The organism is Rhodococcus sp. K11/5, from assembly GCF_055193735.1.
Window position 1 is genome coordinate 1,958,901 of sequence record NZ_CM143721.1, and the last position, 15,898, is coordinate 1,974,798.

At 69.2% G+C, this 15,898-nt stretch carries 17 protein-coding genes; 13 read left to right on the top strand and 4 right to left on the bottom strand.

Features of this window, described 5'->3' with window-relative positions; genetic code table 11:
• Nucleotides 1–6: 6 nt before the first annotated feature.
• Nucleotides 7–1,365, top strand: a complete 1,359-nt coding sequence (locus ACY466_RS09410) for a hypothetical protein (RefSeq protein WP_463251925.1) — start codon at nt 7–9, stop codon at nt 1,363–1,365.
• Nucleotides 1,366–1,387: 22 nt separating this feature from the next.
• Here the strand turns inward: ACY466_RS09410 and ACY466_RS09415 are convergent, their stop codons facing one another.
• The gene (locus tag ACY466_RS09415; protein WP_463251926.1) at nt 1,388–3,046 is read right to left on the bottom strand and encodes an acyl-CoA carboxylase subunit beta; all 1,659 of its coding nucleotides are present in this window, start codon (nt 3,044–3,046) and stop codon (nt 1,388–1,390) included.
• A gap of 133 nt (nt 3,047–3,179) precedes the next feature.
• On the opposite strand from ACY466_RS09415, the gene ACY466_RS09420 reads away from it, so the two are divergent.
• Genes ACY466_RS09420 through ACY466_RS09435 form a run of 4 tightly spaced genes read left to right on the top strand, consistent with a single transcriptional unit; the run spans nt 3,180 to nt 6,637 of the window.
• Nucleotides 3,180–4,061 carry a biotin--[acetyl-CoA-carboxylase] ligase gene (locus ACY466_RS09420; protein WP_463251927.1) on the top strand — a complete coding sequence of 294 codons (882 nt, stop codon included), beginning with the start codon at nt 3,180–3,182 and terminating at the stop codon, nt 4,059–4,061.
• An 8-nt stretch (nt 4,062–4,069) separates the two neighbouring features.
• Nucleotides 4,070–4,606: a PH domain-containing protein gene (locus ACY466_RS09425; protein WP_463251928.1), complete on the top strand. Its 537-nt coding sequence runs from the start codon at nt 4,070–4,072 to the stop codon at nt 4,604–4,606.
• Between the two features lie 9 nt (nt 4,607–4,615).
• Nucleotides 4,616–5,299, top strand: a complete 684-nt coding sequence (locus ACY466_RS09430; protein WP_463251929.1) for a response regulator transcription factor — start codon at nt 4,616–4,618, stop codon at nt 5,297–5,299.
• 15 nt (nt 5,300–5,314) lie between these two features.
• On the top strand, nt 5,315–6,637 hold the full coding sequence (locus ACY466_RS09435) for a sensor histidine kinase (RefSeq protein WP_463251930.1): 1,323 nt from the start codon (nt 5,315–5,317) through the stop codon (nt 6,635–6,637).
• 35 nt (nt 6,638–6,672) lie between these two features.
• On the opposite strand, the gene ACY466_RS09440 is transcribed toward ACY466_RS09435, so the two are convergent.
• Entirely contained in the window at nt 6,673–7,245 is a 573-nt protein-coding gene (locus ACY466_RS09440) for a GtrA family protein (RefSeq protein ID WP_463251931.1), read from the bottom strand.
• Between the two features lie 146 nt (nt 7,246–7,391).
• Between ACY466_RS09440 and ACY466_RS09445 the strand changes: the two genes are divergently transcribed.
• From ACY466_RS09445 to ACY466_RS09465, 5 genes are read left to right on the top strand one after another with little or no spacing between them, the layout of a single operon-like run.
• Complete coding sequence (locus ACY466_RS09445) at nt 7,392–8,603, top strand: 5-(carboxyamino)imidazole ribonucleotide synthase (RefSeq protein WP_463251932.1); 1,212 nt, start codon at nt 7,392–7,394, stop codon at nt 8,601–8,603.
• The gene (purE, locus tag ACY466_RS09450) at nt 8,596–9,114 is read left to right on the top strand and encodes a 5-(carboxyamino)imidazole ribonucleotide mutase (RefSeq protein ID WP_463251933.1); all 519 of its coding nucleotides are present in this window, start codon (nt 8,596–8,598) and stop codon (nt 9,112–9,114) included. Before ACY466_RS09445 ends, purE begins: the two co-directional genes overlap by 8 nt.
• Nucleotides 9,111–9,557, top strand: a complete 447-nt coding sequence (locus ACY466_RS09455) for a fluoride efflux transporter FluC (protein WP_463251934.1) — start codon at nt 9,111–9,113, stop codon at nt 9,555–9,557. The genes purE and ACY466_RS09455 overlap by 4 nt, the downstream gene beginning before the upstream one ends.
• Nucleotides 9,554–9,922: a fluoride efflux transporter FluC gene (locus ACY466_RS09460; RefSeq protein WP_463251935.1), complete on the top strand. Its 369-nt coding sequence runs from the start codon at nt 9,554–9,556 to the stop codon at nt 9,920–9,922. The genes ACY466_RS09455 and ACY466_RS09460 overlap by 4 nt, the downstream gene beginning before the upstream one ends.
• 49 nt (nt 9,923–9,971) lie before the next feature.
• Nucleotides 9,972–10,442, top strand: a complete 471-nt coding sequence (locus tag ACY466_RS09465) for a hypothetical protein (RefSeq protein WP_463251936.1) — start codon at nt 9,972–9,974, stop codon at nt 10,440–10,442.
• Here ACY466_RS09465 and ACY466_RS09470 read toward each other — a convergent pair.
• Nucleotides 10,439–11,137, bottom strand: coding sequence for a TIGR03089 family protein (locus ACY466_RS09470; RefSeq protein WP_463251937.1), 699 nt, complete (start codon nt 11,135–11,137; stop codon nt 10,439–10,441). The genes ACY466_RS09465 and ACY466_RS09470 overlap by 4 nt on opposite strands.
• Before the next feature lie 40 nt (nt 11,138–11,177).
• A complete protein-coding gene (locus ACY466_RS09475; protein ID WP_463251938.1) occupies nt 11,178–12,896 on the bottom strand; it encodes an LCP family protein in 1,719 nt (572 codons plus the stop codon).
• A 69-nt stretch (nt 12,897–12,965) separates the two neighbouring features.
• Here ACY466_RS09475 and rfbD point away from each other — a divergent pair, with 69 nt between their 5' ends.
• From rfbD to manB, 3 genes are read left to right on the top strand one after another with little or no spacing between them, the layout of a single operon-like run.
• Nucleotides 12,966–13,859, top strand: a complete 894-nt coding sequence (rfbD, locus tag ACY466_RS09480) for a dTDP-4-dehydrorhamnose reductase (RefSeq protein ID WP_463251939.1) — start codon at nt 12,966–12,968, stop codon at nt 13,857–13,859.
• Between the two features lie 45 nt (nt 13,860–13,904).
• Complete coding sequence (locus tag ACY466_RS09485) at nt 13,905–14,819, top strand: glycosyltransferase family 2 protein (RefSeq protein ID WP_463251940.1); 915 nt, start codon at nt 13,905–13,907, stop codon at nt 14,817–14,819.
• Nucleotides 14,816–15,892 carry a mannose-1-phosphate guanylyltransferase gene (gene manB, locus ACY466_RS09490; protein ID WP_463251941.1) on the top strand — a complete coding sequence of 359 codons (1,077 nt, stop codon included), beginning with the start codon at nt 14,816–14,818 and terminating at the stop codon, nt 15,890–15,892. The genes ACY466_RS09485 and manB overlap by 4 nt, the downstream gene beginning before the upstream one ends.
• Nucleotides 15,893–15,898 lie beyond the last annotated feature (6 nt).

Genomic DNA, 15,898 nt, shown 5'->3' on the forward strand with positions numbered 1-15,898 from the left:
CGAATCATGACCCGAGTCGCGGGTGCGGACGAGTCGTACGCTCTGGCGGAACGTCTGTTCGGCTGGACGGCTCCCATCCAGTACCTGTGGGTGTTCTCGCGCGACCCCGGTGACGAGGCGATCGACGAGCTCGCGCGGGAGTTGGCCGCGGGTTCGTTCGACCGCAAGATCGTTCGCGCGGCCGTCCCCGTCGCTCGCGACAGGTGGGTGCGGTCCGGCCGGCAGCCCTCGGTGCGTCGAGAGCCGGAACTCCTGCCCGACGAGGGCGTCGGAACGTGGGTGGACACCCGATTGCGGTCGGCCGACCTCGACCCCGCCTCCGGTCGGGGATGGACCATCGACTGGGCGCGAACGGAATCGGGACGGACCGTCGTGTCGCTGCTCGTCTCGCACATGGTCGCCGACGGTCAGGCGGTCTACGCGGCACTCGCGGCGGCCGCGTCGAGAACGTCCCGGTCGAACCTGCCCGACGAGCGCGAGGCGACGGGCCCGCGCGCGGTGCTCGGCGACCTGAGCGACGCGGCGGCGCAGGTGCCGACGGTGGCGACCGCGGTCGCGGTGATCGCCAGAAGCGCGGTCTCCGCGGCGCTGCGAAGCCTGCGGCGGGGACCGTCCGGGGACGACGAGACCGCGACGACCGTGTGGGTCAACCCGGTTCCGCCCAAGTCGGAACGCACCGACGAGCCGGACACCACGTTGGCCGTCGTCGATCTCGACCGTGCCGAATGGCACGCGCGGGCAACGGAACTGGGTGGTACTCCGAACGGCTTGTTCACCGCGCTGCTGGCAAGCATCCTGCGGCGGACGGGATACCCGGTCGCCGCCGACGGGACCCGCATCTGCATCGCGGTGAGCACCAGGGGAGACGACGACGAGCGTGCCAATGCGTCAGGGGGCGTGTGGATTCGGGTACCGGGCCCCATCGCGCCGGACCACGGTCTGCAGGAGATCAGGCGACTCAGCAAGGCGGCCTTCGCTCGATACGCGTCGTCCGACGAATCGGTCGCGGATCACCTGCAGTCGGTGGCGCGACTGCTCCCGGACCGGATCCTCGGGCGCATGATGACGTCCATCGCCGGTCCTGACACGACGGTGTCCAATCTGGGTGTCGCACCGGACAGTGCGCTCCAGCTCGGCGGCGAGGTCGCCGAGTCCTTCGCCATCCGCGCGATCATGCAGGGACGGGAGGCCGAGGATCGTCGACACCAGGGGCCGGCCATCGCGGCCTGGGCCGTGGAGTACGCAAACAAGGTGACGATCACGTTCTTCGGCATCCACCCGGACTACGCGGGCGACGAGGCCGAACTGCGCTCGACGATCGACGCCGAACTCACCGAATGGTCGCTGGCGCATACCTTCTGGTGAGTCCGGCTCGACCGAACGCGTGTCACAAGGGAATGTTGCCGTGCTTCTTCGGAGGCAGGGTGACCATCTTGCGCTCGAGGAGGCGCAGTGCGGCGACGATCTGTCCGCGGGTGTGGCTCGGCGGAATGACCGCGTCGACGTATCCGCGTTCGGCGGCGACGTACGGGTTCACGAGCGTGTCCTCGTATTCGTTCTGCAGTTCGAGGCGCAGAGCGTCGACGTCGTCGCCGTTCTTCGCGGCTTCGAGCAGCCGCTTGCGGTAGACGAAGCCCACCGCGCCGGAGGCTCCCATCACGGCGATCTGCGCGGTCGGCCAGGCGAGGTTGACGTCCGCACCCATGTGCTTGGAGCCCATGACGTCGTAGGCGCCGCCGTAGGCCTTGCGGGTGATGACGGTGATCTTGCCGACGGTGGCTTCGCCGTAGGCGTAGAGAAGCTTGGCGCCGCGGCGAATGATGCCGTTGTACTCCTGGTCGGTGCCGGGGAGGAACCCGGGAACGTCGACGAGGGTGATGATGGGGATGTTGAAGCAGTCGCACGTGCGCACGAACCGTGCGGCCTTCTCGGAGGCGTCGATGTCCAGCGTGCCGGCGAACGAGGTGGGCTGGTTCGCCACGATGCCGACGCTGCGACCGTCGACTCGACCGAACCCGACGACGATGTTGCGCGCCCGGCCCTCCTGCACCTCGAGGAATTCGTCGTCGTCGAGGATGCGGCGGATGACCTCGTGCATGTCGTACGGGGTGTTGGGGGAGTCCGGGATCAGAGTGTCGAGCTCGAGGTCCTCGGCGGTGAGCGAGTCCGCGATCGAGCCGTCGATCGGGTCCGACGGTTCCATCCGCGGCGCTGCGGCCTGGTTGTTGCTCGGCAGGTACCCCAGCAGGTCGCGCACGTAGTCGAGGGCGTCCTGCTCGTCGGAGGCGACGTAGTGCGCGACACCGGACTTCTCCATGTGGGTGTGGGCGCCGCCGAGGTCCTCCATGGTGACGTTCTCACCGGTGACGGTCTTGATGACGTCGGGACCGGTGACGAACATCTGCGAGGTCTTGTCGACCATGACGACGAAGTCGGTCAGGGCGGGGGAGTACACGTGACCACCGGCGGCCGGACCCATGATCAGCGAGATCTGCGGAACGACGCCGGACATGCGGACGTTGCGATGGAAGATCTCGCCGTAGAGCCCGAGGGAGACGACGCCCTCCTGGATGCGCGCGCCGGCGCCTTCGTTGATGCCGACGAGGGGGCGACCGGTCTTGAGTGCGAGGTCCATGACCTTGACGATCTTCTCGCCGTAGATCTCGCCCAGCGAACCGCCGAACACGGTGGCGTCCTGCGAGAACACGCAGACGTCGCGGCCGTCGACGGTGCCGTAGCCGGTGACGACGCCGTCACCGAACGGGCGGTTGTCGGCGAGGCCGAAGTTGACGCTGCGGTGGCGGGCGAGGGCGTCGAGTTCGACGAACGAGCCGTCGTCGAGCAGAGCGGTGATGCGTTCGCGGGCGGTCAGCTTGCCCTTCGCGTGCACCTTCTCGACGGCCGCTTCCCCGGCCGGCATGGCTGCCGCGGCGTGTCGCGCCGCGAGTTCGGACAGCTTCCCCGCGGTGGTGTGGATGTCCGGAGCGGCGTCACCGCTCTGGTCGGACACCACTTCCTGCGCGGACGGATCCTGAACAGTCGTCATAGCCCAGCACCCTAATCGTGTCGGGGGCGCGAGCAACGCACCGGGACGGCATCTCGGCGCGTCGACAAGTCGTCGACCACCGGCCACCTCGGTCGGTGACCACCGTCCACACGGGTCTCTATGCTCGAGACCCATGTGGGAAAATCTGGACCGACCTCCGCTCGACGGTGCGGCGCTCAGTCGTGCCCTCGTGGACGGTCCGCGTCGATCGTGGGCGCGGGTCGACGTGGTGGCCCGGACCGGGTCCACCAATGCCGATCTGCTCGCCGTGGCCGGCACTGCCGCGGATCGCACGGCGCTCGTCGCCGATCACCAGGAGTCCGGCCGCGGTCGCCATTCACGCCCCTTCACCGCACCGGCCCGTTCCCAGGTCGCGGTATCGGCGTTGCTGAAACTGCCCGGCATCGCACCCTCGGCCCTCGGATGGATGCCGCTCGTGACCGGGATCGTGACCGTGGACGTGCTCCGGACCGTCGCCGAGGTCGACGCGGTCCTGAAATGGCCCAACGACGTGCTGGTGTCCGGCGGCAAGGTCGCCGGGATTCTCGTCGAGGTCGCCACGACGAAACCCGTGCCGACGGTGGTGACGGGCGTGGGAATCAACGTCTCGCTCACCACCGAGGAACTGCCGGTCCCGACGGCGACCTCGTTGCAACTGGAGAACGCCGCGGTCATCGACCGGGGGACGCTCGTGCGGGCGTTCCTGCGTGGTCTCGGCTCGACCATGGACGAGTGGGCCGAGAGCGGGTGGGACACCACGAGCATCGCGGCCGCCTATCGCGATCGGTGCGACACGCTCGGCCGACGGGTGAAGGTGACGATGCCCGGCGACGTCGTGCTGCACGGCGTCGCGACGGACGTCGACGGCGAGGGACGTCTGATCGTGACCCCGGACCCCGACGGGTCGGGGGGATCCGCGGTGCCGGTTGCCGTGTCGGCCGGCGATGTCACTCACCTCCGAGTCGCCGAACCGACGCCCGAGTCGGGTCGCGACGAGGCCGGGGACGGGGTGTAAGGGTCTCGATGGGATTTCCACGAGCCACCCTGGGCAGTGACGAAGACATACTGCTGCACCGACATCCGCATTGGAAGATGCTCGTCGTTCCCGCGGTCACGCTGCTCGTCGCGACGGCCGGACTGGGGTTCCTCGTCGGGCTGGCGGGGAGGTCACTGGACCCGGACCTCGCGTGGCCGGCAACTCTCGGCGCGGTCGCTCTGTGGACGATTTTCGTGCTCTGGCGCACGGTGCTCCCGGTGTGGCGATGGCGAACCACGCACTTCGTCGTGACGGACCGCCGAGTTCTCGTGCGGCAGGGCGTCTTCCGGCATTCCGGAATCGACGTGCCCGTGCGGAGCATCTCGAACGTGCAGTTCCGGCACGGCGTGATCGACCGGATGATGAAGACGGGGACCCTGGTCATCGTGTCGATGTCCGACGATCCGCTCGAATTCGACGACGTCCCGGACATCGAGCGCGTGCACTCCCTGCTCTATCACCAGGCGTTCGACGACGGCGACGGCCGCGTCGAAGAATCCGGCGTCGACTCCTGGACCTCGTAAGGTGGACCGGTGACCGAAGTTCTGCTCGCCGAAGACGACGACGCCATCGCCGCACCCCTGTCCCGCGCACTGGGCCGGGAGGGGTACGCGGTGACCGTCGAAGCAACCGGCCCCACCGCGCTGCAGCGCGCCCTCGACGGCGGCTACGACCTGTTGATCCTGGATCTGGGTCTCCCGGGCATGGACGGCCTCGAGGTCTGCCGACAGATTCGGGCGACCGGCGCGGACATCGCGGTTCTGATGCTGACGGCACGTACCGACGAGGTCGACTTCGTCGTGGGCCTCGATGCGGGCGCGGACGACTACGTGAGCAAACCGTTCCGAGTCGCCGAGCTGATGGCGAGGGTGCGAGCCCTGCTGCGACGGCGCGGTGCCGGCGCCGAGGACTCGGTGGTCGAGGTGAACGGACTCCGCCTCGAACCCGCCGCTCGACGAGTGCTGCTGGACGGCGCCGAGATCTCGCTGGCGAACAAGGAGTACGAGTTGCTCAAGGTCCTGCTCGATCACGCCGGGCAGGTGGTGTCGCGCGAGACCATCCTGCAAGAGGTGTGGGGAGACGTCGAACTGCGGGGATCGAAGACGCTCGACATGCACATGTCCTGGCTTCGTCGCAAGATCGGTGACGAGGGTTCCGTCGCGGAGCGCCGGATCGCCACCGTGCGCGGGGTCGGCTTCCGAATCAACGCGGACTGACGGCGGGCTCGTCCGATGCGCCGACGCATTCTGCAGTCGATTCTGGCGGTCGTGATCCTGACCGGGTTGTTGCTCGGGATTCCGCTGACCTACACCGCCTGGTTGTGGGTCGAGGATTTCACTCGCAACGACCTGCAGTCCCGACTGGACCGGTTGGCCTCCGAGATCATCGAGCAGGAGGGCGGCGACGGCCTCGTCGAGGGCGGGCTCGACGTCACGAGCCTGCGTCTGCTGGTCCCCCGAGGGGGTCGGCTCGAGATCGTGTACCCGACCCCGGCCAACCCCGCGACCCGCGCCGATCTGGGCGCCGCGTCGGTGACCGATCCGATCGTCGAGTCGTTGTCGATGGGTACGTCGGTCTCGCTTCGCCTCGAAGCCCCGTCGTCCGAGATGCGGACGGCGCAGAAACAGGCGGTGGGGGCCGTGGCTCTGGTCGTGTCCCTCTCCATCGCGCTGGGAACGGCGGTTGCCGTGGGTACCGCGCGGCGACTGGCCGACCCCCTGCGTCAGGTGGCGCTCCGAGCCGCGCGACTGGCGGAGGGTGATTTCCGTCAGGATCAGACTCGCCACGGTGTCGCCGAACTCGACCGGGTCTCCGACGTCCTGGACGCCGCGTCGATCGAGATCGTCGGCCGTCTCCAGCGCGAGCACGCCCTCGTCGGCGACGTCTCCCATCAGCTCCGCAGTCGGCTCACGGCCGTCCGGCTCCGACTCGACGAACTGTCGTGCCATCCCGATCCCGAGGTGGTGACGGAGGCGGAGGAAGCGATGGCCCAGGTCGACCGGCTGACAGTGGCGATAGACGAATTGGTGCGCACCTCGCGTCACGACGGCGCCGCGGGCGCGACCACGGTGCCGGTCATGGAGACGCTCGAATCGGTCGTGGCCGACTGGACACGGACGTACGCGGACGCGTCTCGTTCGCTGGTGCTCACCGGAGACACCGCGGTGACCGCGTCGGTGACCGGGGCACGACTTCGCGAGGCCGTCTCGGTTCTGGTGCACAACGCCCTCGAACACGGAGCGGGTACCTGCACGGTGAGGGTTCGGGTGGCCGGCGGATCACCGGGACGGGAGAAGCGCGAACCGACGGTTCGGGTGGAGGTCGCGGACGAGGGGCAGGGGGTCAGCGACCGGCTCGCACCCCACATCTTCGACCGAGGATTCTCCGGGGCCGGTTCCACCGGCGTCGGCCTGGCCCTGGCGCGCGCACTGGTCGAAGCCGACGGGGGCCGACTCGAACTCCAACGGCGGCGGCCCGCCCTCTTCTCGATCTTCATTCCGGCGATCCGGACGGAGTCTCCGCCGGTTCTCGCCGGGAGCGCCGAACCGCGCTGACGGCTCGTCTTCTCGCCGAGCCCCCGCTGCGATCGTCAGCTGTGTCCGAGCCACTCCCGCGGATCGTCCTCGATCGTCTCCTCGTCGTGTTCGGGGACCAGGGGATTGGCGATGGCTCCGCGTCCGTTGGCCTCGGGAAAGGCGAATCGGCGCAGCGCCCAGAATCGGAACGCCATCTGCATCAGATTGCCGATGATGTAGTTCAGGACGAAGTCGATGAGCACGAGGGCGCCGAGGCTCGCCGCACCCTCGCGAATGTCGAAGATGTTGTTGGCGATCCACAGGGGCGCGGCGGCGATGAGAACGCCGATTCCACTGATGGTGAAGAACAGCAGTGCTTCGTGATGGCGTTCGCGTCCACCGCGATTCTTGAACGACCATTCGCGATTCAAGATGTAGCTGAGAATGGTCGCCATGATGCCGCTGATGATTTTCGCGACGACCGGCTTGTTCTCCAGCACCGTGAGACTCAGGCTGTAGAAGATCACCAGGTCGAACACCATCGTGGTGGCGCCGACGATGGCGAATTTGATCAGTTCGGTATGTCGTAGGACAATTGTCCGAATTGGTTGCGGGAGGCGCGCGACCACGCTGTCGATCAGGGGCACGACACCGAAGTGTACGAACCCGGGCATCCGATTACCAAAGACGCGCGCACCCGCGGTCGGTGGCTCATGACACCATGATTGCCGTGACACCGAACCACGCACCCGACGCAGAGGTACCTCCGCGCGCAGAACCCCCACGTCAACGCATGTCCACGATGCCCACGGTCGCGATGATCGGTGGCGGTCAGCTGGCCCGGATGACGCACCGCGCCGCCGTCGAGCTCGGCCAGACCCTGCGGGTGCTCGCCGCCCGCGAGGACGAGCCGGCGGCCAGAGTGACCGCCGACGTGGTGCTCGGCGACCACGGCGATCTCGACGCCCTCCGGGAGGTCGCGCGCGGGGCGCACGCACTCACCTTCGATCACGAACACGTTCCGACCGAGCATCTCGACGTCCTGGTGTCGGAGGGCGTCAACGTACAACCGCCGCCCGGCGCTTTGGTGTTCGCGCAGGACAAGCTTCGGATGCGGACGCGCCTGAGCGAGCTCGGTCTGCCGATGCCCGCGTTCGCGCCGGTGACCGAGGCCGCCGATGTCGTGGCGTTCGGAAACACGCACGGGTGGCCGGTGGTGATCAAGGCCGTTCGGGGCGGCTACGACGGCCGCGGGGTGTGGATGCCCGACACCGCTGACGAGGCCGCCGAGATCGTCGAGGAGCAGCTGGCCGCGGGCACGGCACTCATGGTGGAGGAGCGGGTACGGATGACGCGGGAGCTGTCCGCGATGGTCGCGCGCTCGCCCTTCGGGCAGGGAGCGACGTGGCCGGTGGTGGAGACGGTGCAGCGCAACGGGCAGTGCGCGGTGGCCATCGCACCCGCGCCCGGACTCTCCGAGGACAGAGCCGCCGAGGCCGAGCACATCGCGCTGCGGATCGCGGCGGAACTCGGTGTGGTCGGCGTCATGGCGGTCGAGCTGTTCGAGACCGAGGACGGCACACTGGCGATCAACGAGCTGGCGATGCGACCCCACAACTCGGGTCACTGGAGCCAGGACGGCGCGCGCACCTCGCAGTTCGAGCAGCATCTCCGGGCGGTTCTCGACTACCCGCTGGGCGACTGCTCACCGATCGCTCCGGTGACGGTGATGGCCAACGTGCTCGGCGCACCGGCCGAACCGGACCTGTCGATGGACGAGCGCGTCCACCATCTGTTCGCTCGGATGCCCGACGCCAAGGTGCACCTGTACGGCAAGGGCGAACGTCCGGATCGCAAGATCGGACACGTGAACATCGTCGGCGGACCGGCAGGATCACCGGACGATCCCGAGTACGTCGCCGCGCTGCGCGAACGCGCCGAGAGAGCCGCCCACTGGCTCTCGCACGGTACCTGGACCGACGGATGGGACCCGCACCATGGATGAGACGACGACGATCCCCGGTGCCCGCGTGGGCATCGTCATGGGCAGTGACTCGGACTGGCCCACCATGGAGGCCGCCGCGCTCGCGGTCGCCGAGTTCGAGGTTCCGTTCGAGGTCGGTGTCGTCTCCGCACATCGCACTCCGCAGCGGATGCTCGACTACGCCCGGGACGCCGCGGGTCGGGGTGTCGAGGTGATCATCGCGGGAGCGGGCGGAGCCGCCCATCTGCCGGGCATGGTGGCGTCCGCGACTCCGCTCCCGGTGATCGGTGTTCCGGTGCCGCTGAAATACCTCGACGGTATGGACTCGCTTCTGTCGATCGTGCAGATGCCCGCGGGAGTTCCGGTGGCAACGGTGTCGATCGGAGGCGCGCGCAACGCCGGTCTGCTGGCGGTTCGCATCCTGGGGTCCGCAGACCCGACGCTGCGCGCGCGGATGGAGTCCTTCCAGCGAAGCCTCGAGGCCACCGTGCTCGAGAAGGACGAGGCGCTGCGCCGGAGTCTCCTCGGGTGAAACCGGCCGGACCGCGCACCGGTCCCCGGGCGCTGCACCGTGATCCGGCGGCTCTGTCCCTCGTGTTCGTCGGCGGGGCACTGGGCACGGCCGCGCGATACGGCGCGGAGACCACCTGGCCGGCGGAGGGGGGATGGCCGTGGGCCACCTTCGTGGTCAATCTCCTCGGCGCCTTCGTTCTGGGACTGCTCCTCGAGGCCTTGCTGCGTCGCGGCCCGGACCTCGGCCGTCGGCGTCGACTCCGATTGCTCGCGGGCAGTGGCTTCTGCGGTGCGTTCACGACGTACTCGGCCTTCGCGCTCGAGAGCGTGGATCTGATCCGGGGCGGTGAGACCGCCACGGCCGCCGCATATCTCGTCTCGACCGTGATTCTCGGAGTGATCGCCGCGTTCGCGGGCATCGTCGTCGGTGCTCGGATCTCCTCCCGTGGGGTGCCGAGATGACCGGCGTCTGGCTGCTGCTCGCCGTCTCGACGGCCGGTGCCGTGGGCGCGGTCGCTCGAGTAGCGACCGAGTCCGTCCTGACGCCGCTGTTCCCGCGGTGGCCCGCCGCCGTGCTCGGTATCAACGTCGTCGGTTCGTTCCTTCTGGGACTGCTCGCCGGCGCCGTGATGTTCCACGGCGCTCCTACTACTCTGCTCGTCGTCCTCGGAACCGGTTTCTGCGGCGGGTTCACCACCTTCTCCACCGCGAGTGTGCAGACCGTCCGGCTCGTGCAGGAGAACCGCCTCCCGGCGGCGGCGCTGCACCTCGTCACCACCGTGGGGTTGTCGGTCACCGCCTGCGCGGTCGGCGTGGCGCTGATGTGACCGGGCACCGACGTGGACACGATGCCGACGCAGACGGGATGCTGTGAGAATGCGCGATCGACCTTCATCACGCCGATTGCCGGCCGGTGCCCTGAACGCGGTGTCGAGGGGAAGCCGGCAGGTCACCGTGGTGTCGGTGCTCGCGCTCGGCTGGGCTCGGCTGTGGGGCGCCTACCCGGAATGGGACCGCGCCACCGATCTTCTCGTCTGTCGAGGAATGTCCCGAGGCTACGCACGGGGCGGGACCTGTGTGGGCGCGGTGTTCCTCACCGGCTCCACGCTGGACGATCCCGAGAAGCGCGCCCGGTTGCTCCGCCACGAAGCCGTGCACGCCGATCAGTGGGCTCGCCACGGTCTCGGATTCGCGGTGCGGTACCTCGTCGAGGAGGTGCGACGGCCCGGTGCGCGCAACCGATTCGAGATCGCGGCCGGCCTCGAGGACGGGGGCTATCGCAGACCCACGCCCCCTGACACGCCCCCAGACACGCCTCCCGGCACGGCTCGCGAGGAGAACAGCTAGTCGAGAACGGCGGTGACCTTTTCGGTCTCCCGGCGCCGTTCCTGCGAACCCGCGGCAGGATTGCGCACCTGCACGAGCGAGGCACCGGCAGCCATCACGGCGACGAACCCGTCGATCAGCGCGTCGTCGGAGTCCCATTCCCGGGTACTCAGCACCCGATCCGTCGGCGACAGGTTCCGGCGCTCGGCAGCGACGAGGGCGGCCGCGAGCACGTCCTCCACGGACCGACCGTCGAGTGCGGCACCGGCGCCGGCCGGCGCGAACGTGTCCCCGTGCACCCGTACGGCCGTGGCGTAGTCGACGACCCCGATGGGAAGATCGGCGATCCCCTTGCCGAAGGGGTCGAGCGAGAACGCGGCGATCTCGGGTGCATCGGCATCGGCGACCTTGTCGGCGGTGACCATCGCGAGCACGGCGTCGGGGTGGGAGCCGAGGACCACCGTCGCGCCCGCCCACCACAGACCCAGATGCACCGCGGCCGTCTGCCAGTGCGCGGGCAGGTCCACGCAGACCACGTCGCCCGGTTGCACACCCGTCTCGTCGCGAACGAAGTTCGCGGTCTTCGCCGCCCAGTTCGCCAGCGTGATGGCGGACAGTTCGATGCGCTCGCCGGTGCTGTCGTCGTAGTAGGTGATCCGAGGACCCGCGCCGTCGACGGCCAGGATGGGATCGAGCAGGAGATCGGTGAGGGTCACGAGAACAGAGTCTGTCACGGCCCGACGCGCGGGCTCACGATCAGTTCACGCATTGCGGTCCCACGTTCCCGGCGTCGATCGGGTTCTGCGCCGGTGGTGCCGGTATCGGCAGATCGCCGGCCGAGGTGACGCCCGCGAGAGCCGCCCCCGTCGCTCCGGGGTCCACGGTGGGGGCCCGGTAGTCGGCGGCGACCACGACGCGCACGGTGTCGCGGGGGAGCGTGGCGTCGGTCTCGACCGCCGCGGCGCCCACCCGAGCGGCGACGACCGTGGCGGCGTCGCTGTCGACGGACGCGGCGAACACCGTCGTCGTGGTGACCGGAGCGTCCTCGTTGTTGCCGACGTCGCCGGTCCCGAAGCCCTCGTTGGACAGGTCCGACGCGACCTGAGCGGCGAGACCGTCGATGCCGCTGTCGTTGGCCACGTCGACCGTGACGGACGACGGATCGATGTCCGGAGCGTCGTCGGTGGGGGTGGCGTCGTCCTCGGTCGCCGCGTCGCCCGACAGCCCTCGCACCCAGTCCTGTACGGCCACCGGATCGACGGCCACGATGGACTCGCCGTAGTCGGTGACCCCGTTGATGTCCGCTACCGGAATGGTCTCGAAGGTCACGGCCCCACCGGCGACGTCCTGGAGGTTCGTCGCGAATTGGAGGATGTCCCAGTCCGAGTCGAGTACCACCGAACGCTGCACCGCGGCACCCAGTTGCGACAGGGTGGACGGATTGCTGAGCGTTCGGGCGCTGAGCACCTCGCGCACGAGCGAGGCCATGAAGACCTGCTGTCGGACGATGCGGTCGAGGTCTCCGCGCGGAAGATCGTGCCGTTGACGCACGAAGCTGAGTGCGTCGGCGCCCGAGAGCGTCTGCTCTCCGGCGGCGAACCGGGCCCCGGACAGGGGCTCGTCCACCGGATTGTTGAGGCAGACGTCGACGCCGCCGACGGCGTCGGTCAGCAGAACGAATCCGAGCAGTCCCACCTCGGCGTAGTGATCGACGGTCACGCCGGTCAGGTCGGCGACCGACTCGACGAGAGCCTGACGCCCGGCCTCGGTGGACTCCGCGTCGGCCTGTGCGTCGGGAACGCCGCTCTCGACGAGCTCGATTCGCTTCTCTTCCTTGGTCGCTCCGTAGGCGGCGTTGATCTTGGAGTCGCCGATACCGGGAACGCGGACGTAGGCGTCGCGAGGGATGGAGATGGCCGTCGCGGAGGATCCGTCGTTGGGAACGCGGACGAGCAGGATTGTGTCGGTGTTGTTCGCGACCTCCTCGCCGGCGCGCAGCGAATCGAGCTCGGCCTGCGTCAGCTCGTTGCCGTGCGCGTCGGTCCGAGAATCGGTCCCGACCAGCAGGATGTCGATCGCGCCGTCGGTACCCCCGCCCAGCCCGAGGTTGGAGACGGTGGCGAGGTTGCTGCGCAGCGAGTCGATGCTCTGCCAAGCGATACCGGTGACGAGAAGAATCAGGGTCGACAGCAGAGCCACGACCACGTGGCCGGTGGGGCGCGCGGACTTCTGCGAACGGTGTCCGGCCGGTCGCCGACGGGCCGGCGTGTCCTCCGGGCGACGATGCCCCCGGCCGTCCGTCGACGGTTCACGGCGTGCCCGCGGATCCCGAGAATCGCGACGACCACGGATGTCGTCGGGGTCGTCGCGACGACCACGCATGTCGTCGGGGGCTCGGCGATAGCCGGGGTCGCGGGCCGAGCGGGATCTGTGCGGATCGCGCGGTGTCCCGGGGCCCGTCACAGAATCCGTCACGTGCCTCAGGCTAACCGCACCACGGCCGAGGTCGGCGCAGGCGGACACGGCGTGCCACACTCGGTGCCCGTGACGACCCACGCAGACCGTGCCGGCGCTTCGGGGCCCGGAAGTACCCGCATCGTGGTGACGGGAGCCGCCGGTCAGGTGGGAACCCGCATCCTCGACCGACCGGTCGACGCGACACTGTCGATCGACGGCTTCACCTCACGTGAGATGGACATCACCGACCCGCGTGCCGTGGCGGACGCGCTGACGCCGGGTTGCGTGGTGGTCAATTGCGCCGCGCACACCGCTGTGGACGCGGCCGAATCCGAGGAAGAGCGCGCCGAGATCGTCAACGCCACCGGCCCGCGAGTTCTGGCGGAAGCCTGCGCAGCCGTGGGAGCGCGGCTGGTGCACGTCTCGACGGACTACGTGTTCGGGGGAACCGCGTCGGACCCGTACGAGCCGTCGGACGCCACCGGGCCTCGTACCGCGTACGGGCGCACCAAGCTGGCCGGCGAGCGGGCGGTGCTCGCCGCATTGCCGACGGCCACCGTGGTGCGCACCGCGTGGGTCTACACCGGCCGGGGCTCGGATTTCGTGGCCACGATGCTCCGCCTCGAACGGGAGCGGGACTTCGTCGATGTGGTGGACGATCAGGTGGGGTCGCCGACCTACGCGGCCGATCTCGCCGACGCCCTTCTCGAGGTGGCGACCACCGAACGACGGCTCCCGCCGATCCTGCACGCCACCAATTCCGGCCGGGCCTCGTGGTTCGACCTCGCGCGAGCGACGTTCGCCGGCGTGGGCGCCGACCCCGAACGCGTGCGGCCCTGCGGCAGTGATCGCTACGTGCGTCCGGCCCCTCGTCCGGCCTACTCGGTGCTGTCCCCGCGAGCCTGGAACGAGGCGGGTCTCACCCCGTTGCGGCCGTGGCGGGACGGTCTGACGGCCGCGTTGGCGGCACGCGTGGACTGAGGGTGCGGGGTCGATCGGCCTCTCGCGCCCGCTAGGCTGCCCGACGTGAAAGACCACCTCGCCGTCGTGACGGTCACGTATTCACCGGGCGAGCATCTGGACACCTTCCTGTCGACGCTCCCGCTCGCCACCTCGCGGACCGTCGAGGTGATCCTGGCCGACAACGGTTCCACGGACGGTGCTCCGGAGGAGGCGGTGGGACGCCACCCCGGCGTGCGACTGATGCGGATCGGGGAGAACGTGGGGTACGGCGCCGCCGCCAACCGAGCGGTGGCCGAGGTGGATCCGGACGTGGAGTTCGTCATGGTGGTCAATCCGGACGTGCAGTGGGGCCCCGGGTCGATCGACGAGCTGCTCGCCGCGGCCGAGCGCTGGCCGCGGGCGGGCGCACTGGGCCCTCTCATCCTCGAGCCCGACGGATCCCGGTACCCGTCCGCGCGCCACGTTCCGGACCTCGTGTCGGGATCGGTGCACGCGGTTCTGGGAACGGTGTGGCCCACGAATCCGTGGACCCGGCGGTATCGCCAGGACACCGAGGCGGTCAGCGAACGCACGGTGGGGTGGCTCTCGGGTTCGTGTCTTCTCCTGCGCCGTGCCGCTTTCGACTCCGTGAACGGGTTCGACTCCCGGTATTTCATGTACATGGAGGACGTCGATCTGGGGGATCGGCTCGGAAAGAGCGGCTGGCACAACGTCTACGTACCGACCGCGGTGGTGACTCACGCCAAAGGTCATGCCGCGGGGCGCCATCCGGAGTCCATGCTCCCCGCCCATCACGACAGTGCCTATCGCTTTCAGGCGGACCGACACCCCCATAGATGGCAAGCTCCACTGCGATGGTCGCTTCGGGCGGGGCTCGCGCTCCGATCGAAGTTGGTCGTGGCGTCCGCACTTCGGGCCCGCGACGACAGCGACACCGGCGCGGCCGGTTCGGACACGACGAAAGGCGAGAGCAGATGAGTGGTTCGGCGACCGACGCGGTGATTCTGGTGGGCGGCAAGGGGACTCGGCTTCGTCCGCTGACCTTGTCCGCTCCCAAGCCGATGCTTCCCACCGCCGGGCTGCCGTTCCTGACGCATCTTCTCGCCCGAATCCGGGCTGCGGGGATCGAACGAGTGGTGCTCGGGACGTCGTTCAAGGCGGAGGTCTTCGAGGAGCACTTCGGTGACGGCAGCGCTCTCGGGCTCGAACTCGTGTACGTCACCGAGGTCGAACCGATGGGCACCGGCGGCGGAATCCGAAACGTGTTCTCGCAGTTGCGCGCCGAGAACGTCATGGTGTTCAACGGGGACGTGCTCGGCGGCACGGACCTGCGTGCGGTGCTCGACACCCATCGGGACAAGGACGCGGACGTCACGTTGCACCTGGTGCGCGTCGGCGACCCCCGCGCGTTCGGCTGCGTTCCCACCGACGAGGACGGTCGGGTGACCGCCTTCCTCGAGAAGACCCAGGATCCGCCCACCGACCAGATCAACGCCGGGTGCTACGTGTTCAAGCGCGAGATCATCGAGTCGATCGCGACCGACCGCCCGGTGTCCGTCGAGCGTGAGGTGTTTCCGTCCCTGCTCGCCTCCGACAAGCGCGTGTACGGCCACGTCGACGCCGCGTACTGGCGCGACATGGGCACGCCGGAGGACTTCGTCCGAGGCTCGGCCGATCTGGTCCGCGGGATCGCCCCGTCGCCCGCGCTCGAGGGCACGCGGGGGGAATCGTTGGTGCATTCGAGCGCAGGTGTCGCGCCCGGGGCTCTGCTGATCGGCGGTACCGCCGTCGGACGCGGAGCCGAGGTCGGTGCGGGAGCGCGTCTCGACGGGGCGATCCTGTTCGACGGTGCCGTCGTCGAGGCCGGTGCCGTCGTGGAACGGTCCATCCTGGGCTTCGGAGCCCGCATCGGGCCCCGAGCCCTGATCCGCGATGCCGTGATCGGCGACGGAGCCAACATCGGTGCTCGGTGCGAACTGCTCCGTGGTGCCCGGGTGTGGCCCGGCGTGACGCTGCCCGACGGAGGCGTGCGCTTCTCGACCGACGTCTGACGTCCG

Coding starts and splice junctions, on each gene's coding strand:
- ACY466_RS09410 (WP_463251925.1), top strand. CDS start 7: ATGACCCGAGTCGCGGGTGCGGACGAGTCGTACGCTCTGGCGGAACGT.
- ACY466_RS09415 (WP_463251926.1), bottom strand. CDS start 3,046: ATGACGACTGTTCAGGATCCGTCCGCGCAGGAAGTGGTGTCCGACCAG.
- ACY466_RS09420 (WP_463251927.1), top strand. CDS start 3,180: ATGTGGGAAAATCTGGACCGACCTCCGCTCGACGGTGCGGCGCTCAGT.
- ACY466_RS09425 (WP_463251928.1), top strand. CDS start 4,070: ATGGGATTTCCACGAGCCACCCTGGGCAGTGACGAAGACATACTGCTG.
- ACY466_RS09435 (WP_463251930.1), top strand. CDS start 5,315: ATGCGCCGACGCATTCTGCAGTCGATTCTGGCGGTCGTGATCCTGACC.
- ACY466_RS09445 (WP_463251932.1), top strand. CDS start 7,392: ATGTCCACGATGCCCACGGTCGCGATGATCGGTGGCGGTCAGCTGGCC.
- purE (WP_463251933.1), top strand. CDS start 8,596: ATGGATGAGACGACGACGATCCCCGGTGCCCGCGTGGGCATCGTCATG.
- ACY466_RS09460 (WP_463251935.1), top strand. CDS start 9,554: ATGACCGGCGTCTGGCTGCTGCTCGCCGTCTCGACGGCCGGTGCCGTG.
- ACY466_RS09465 (WP_463251936.1), top strand. CDS start 9,972: ATGCGCGATCGACCTTCATCACGCCGATTGCCGGCCGGTGCCCTGAAC.
- manB (WP_463251941.1), top strand. CDS start 14,816: ATGAGTGGTTCGGCGACCGACGCGGTGATTCTGGTGGGCGGCAAGGGG.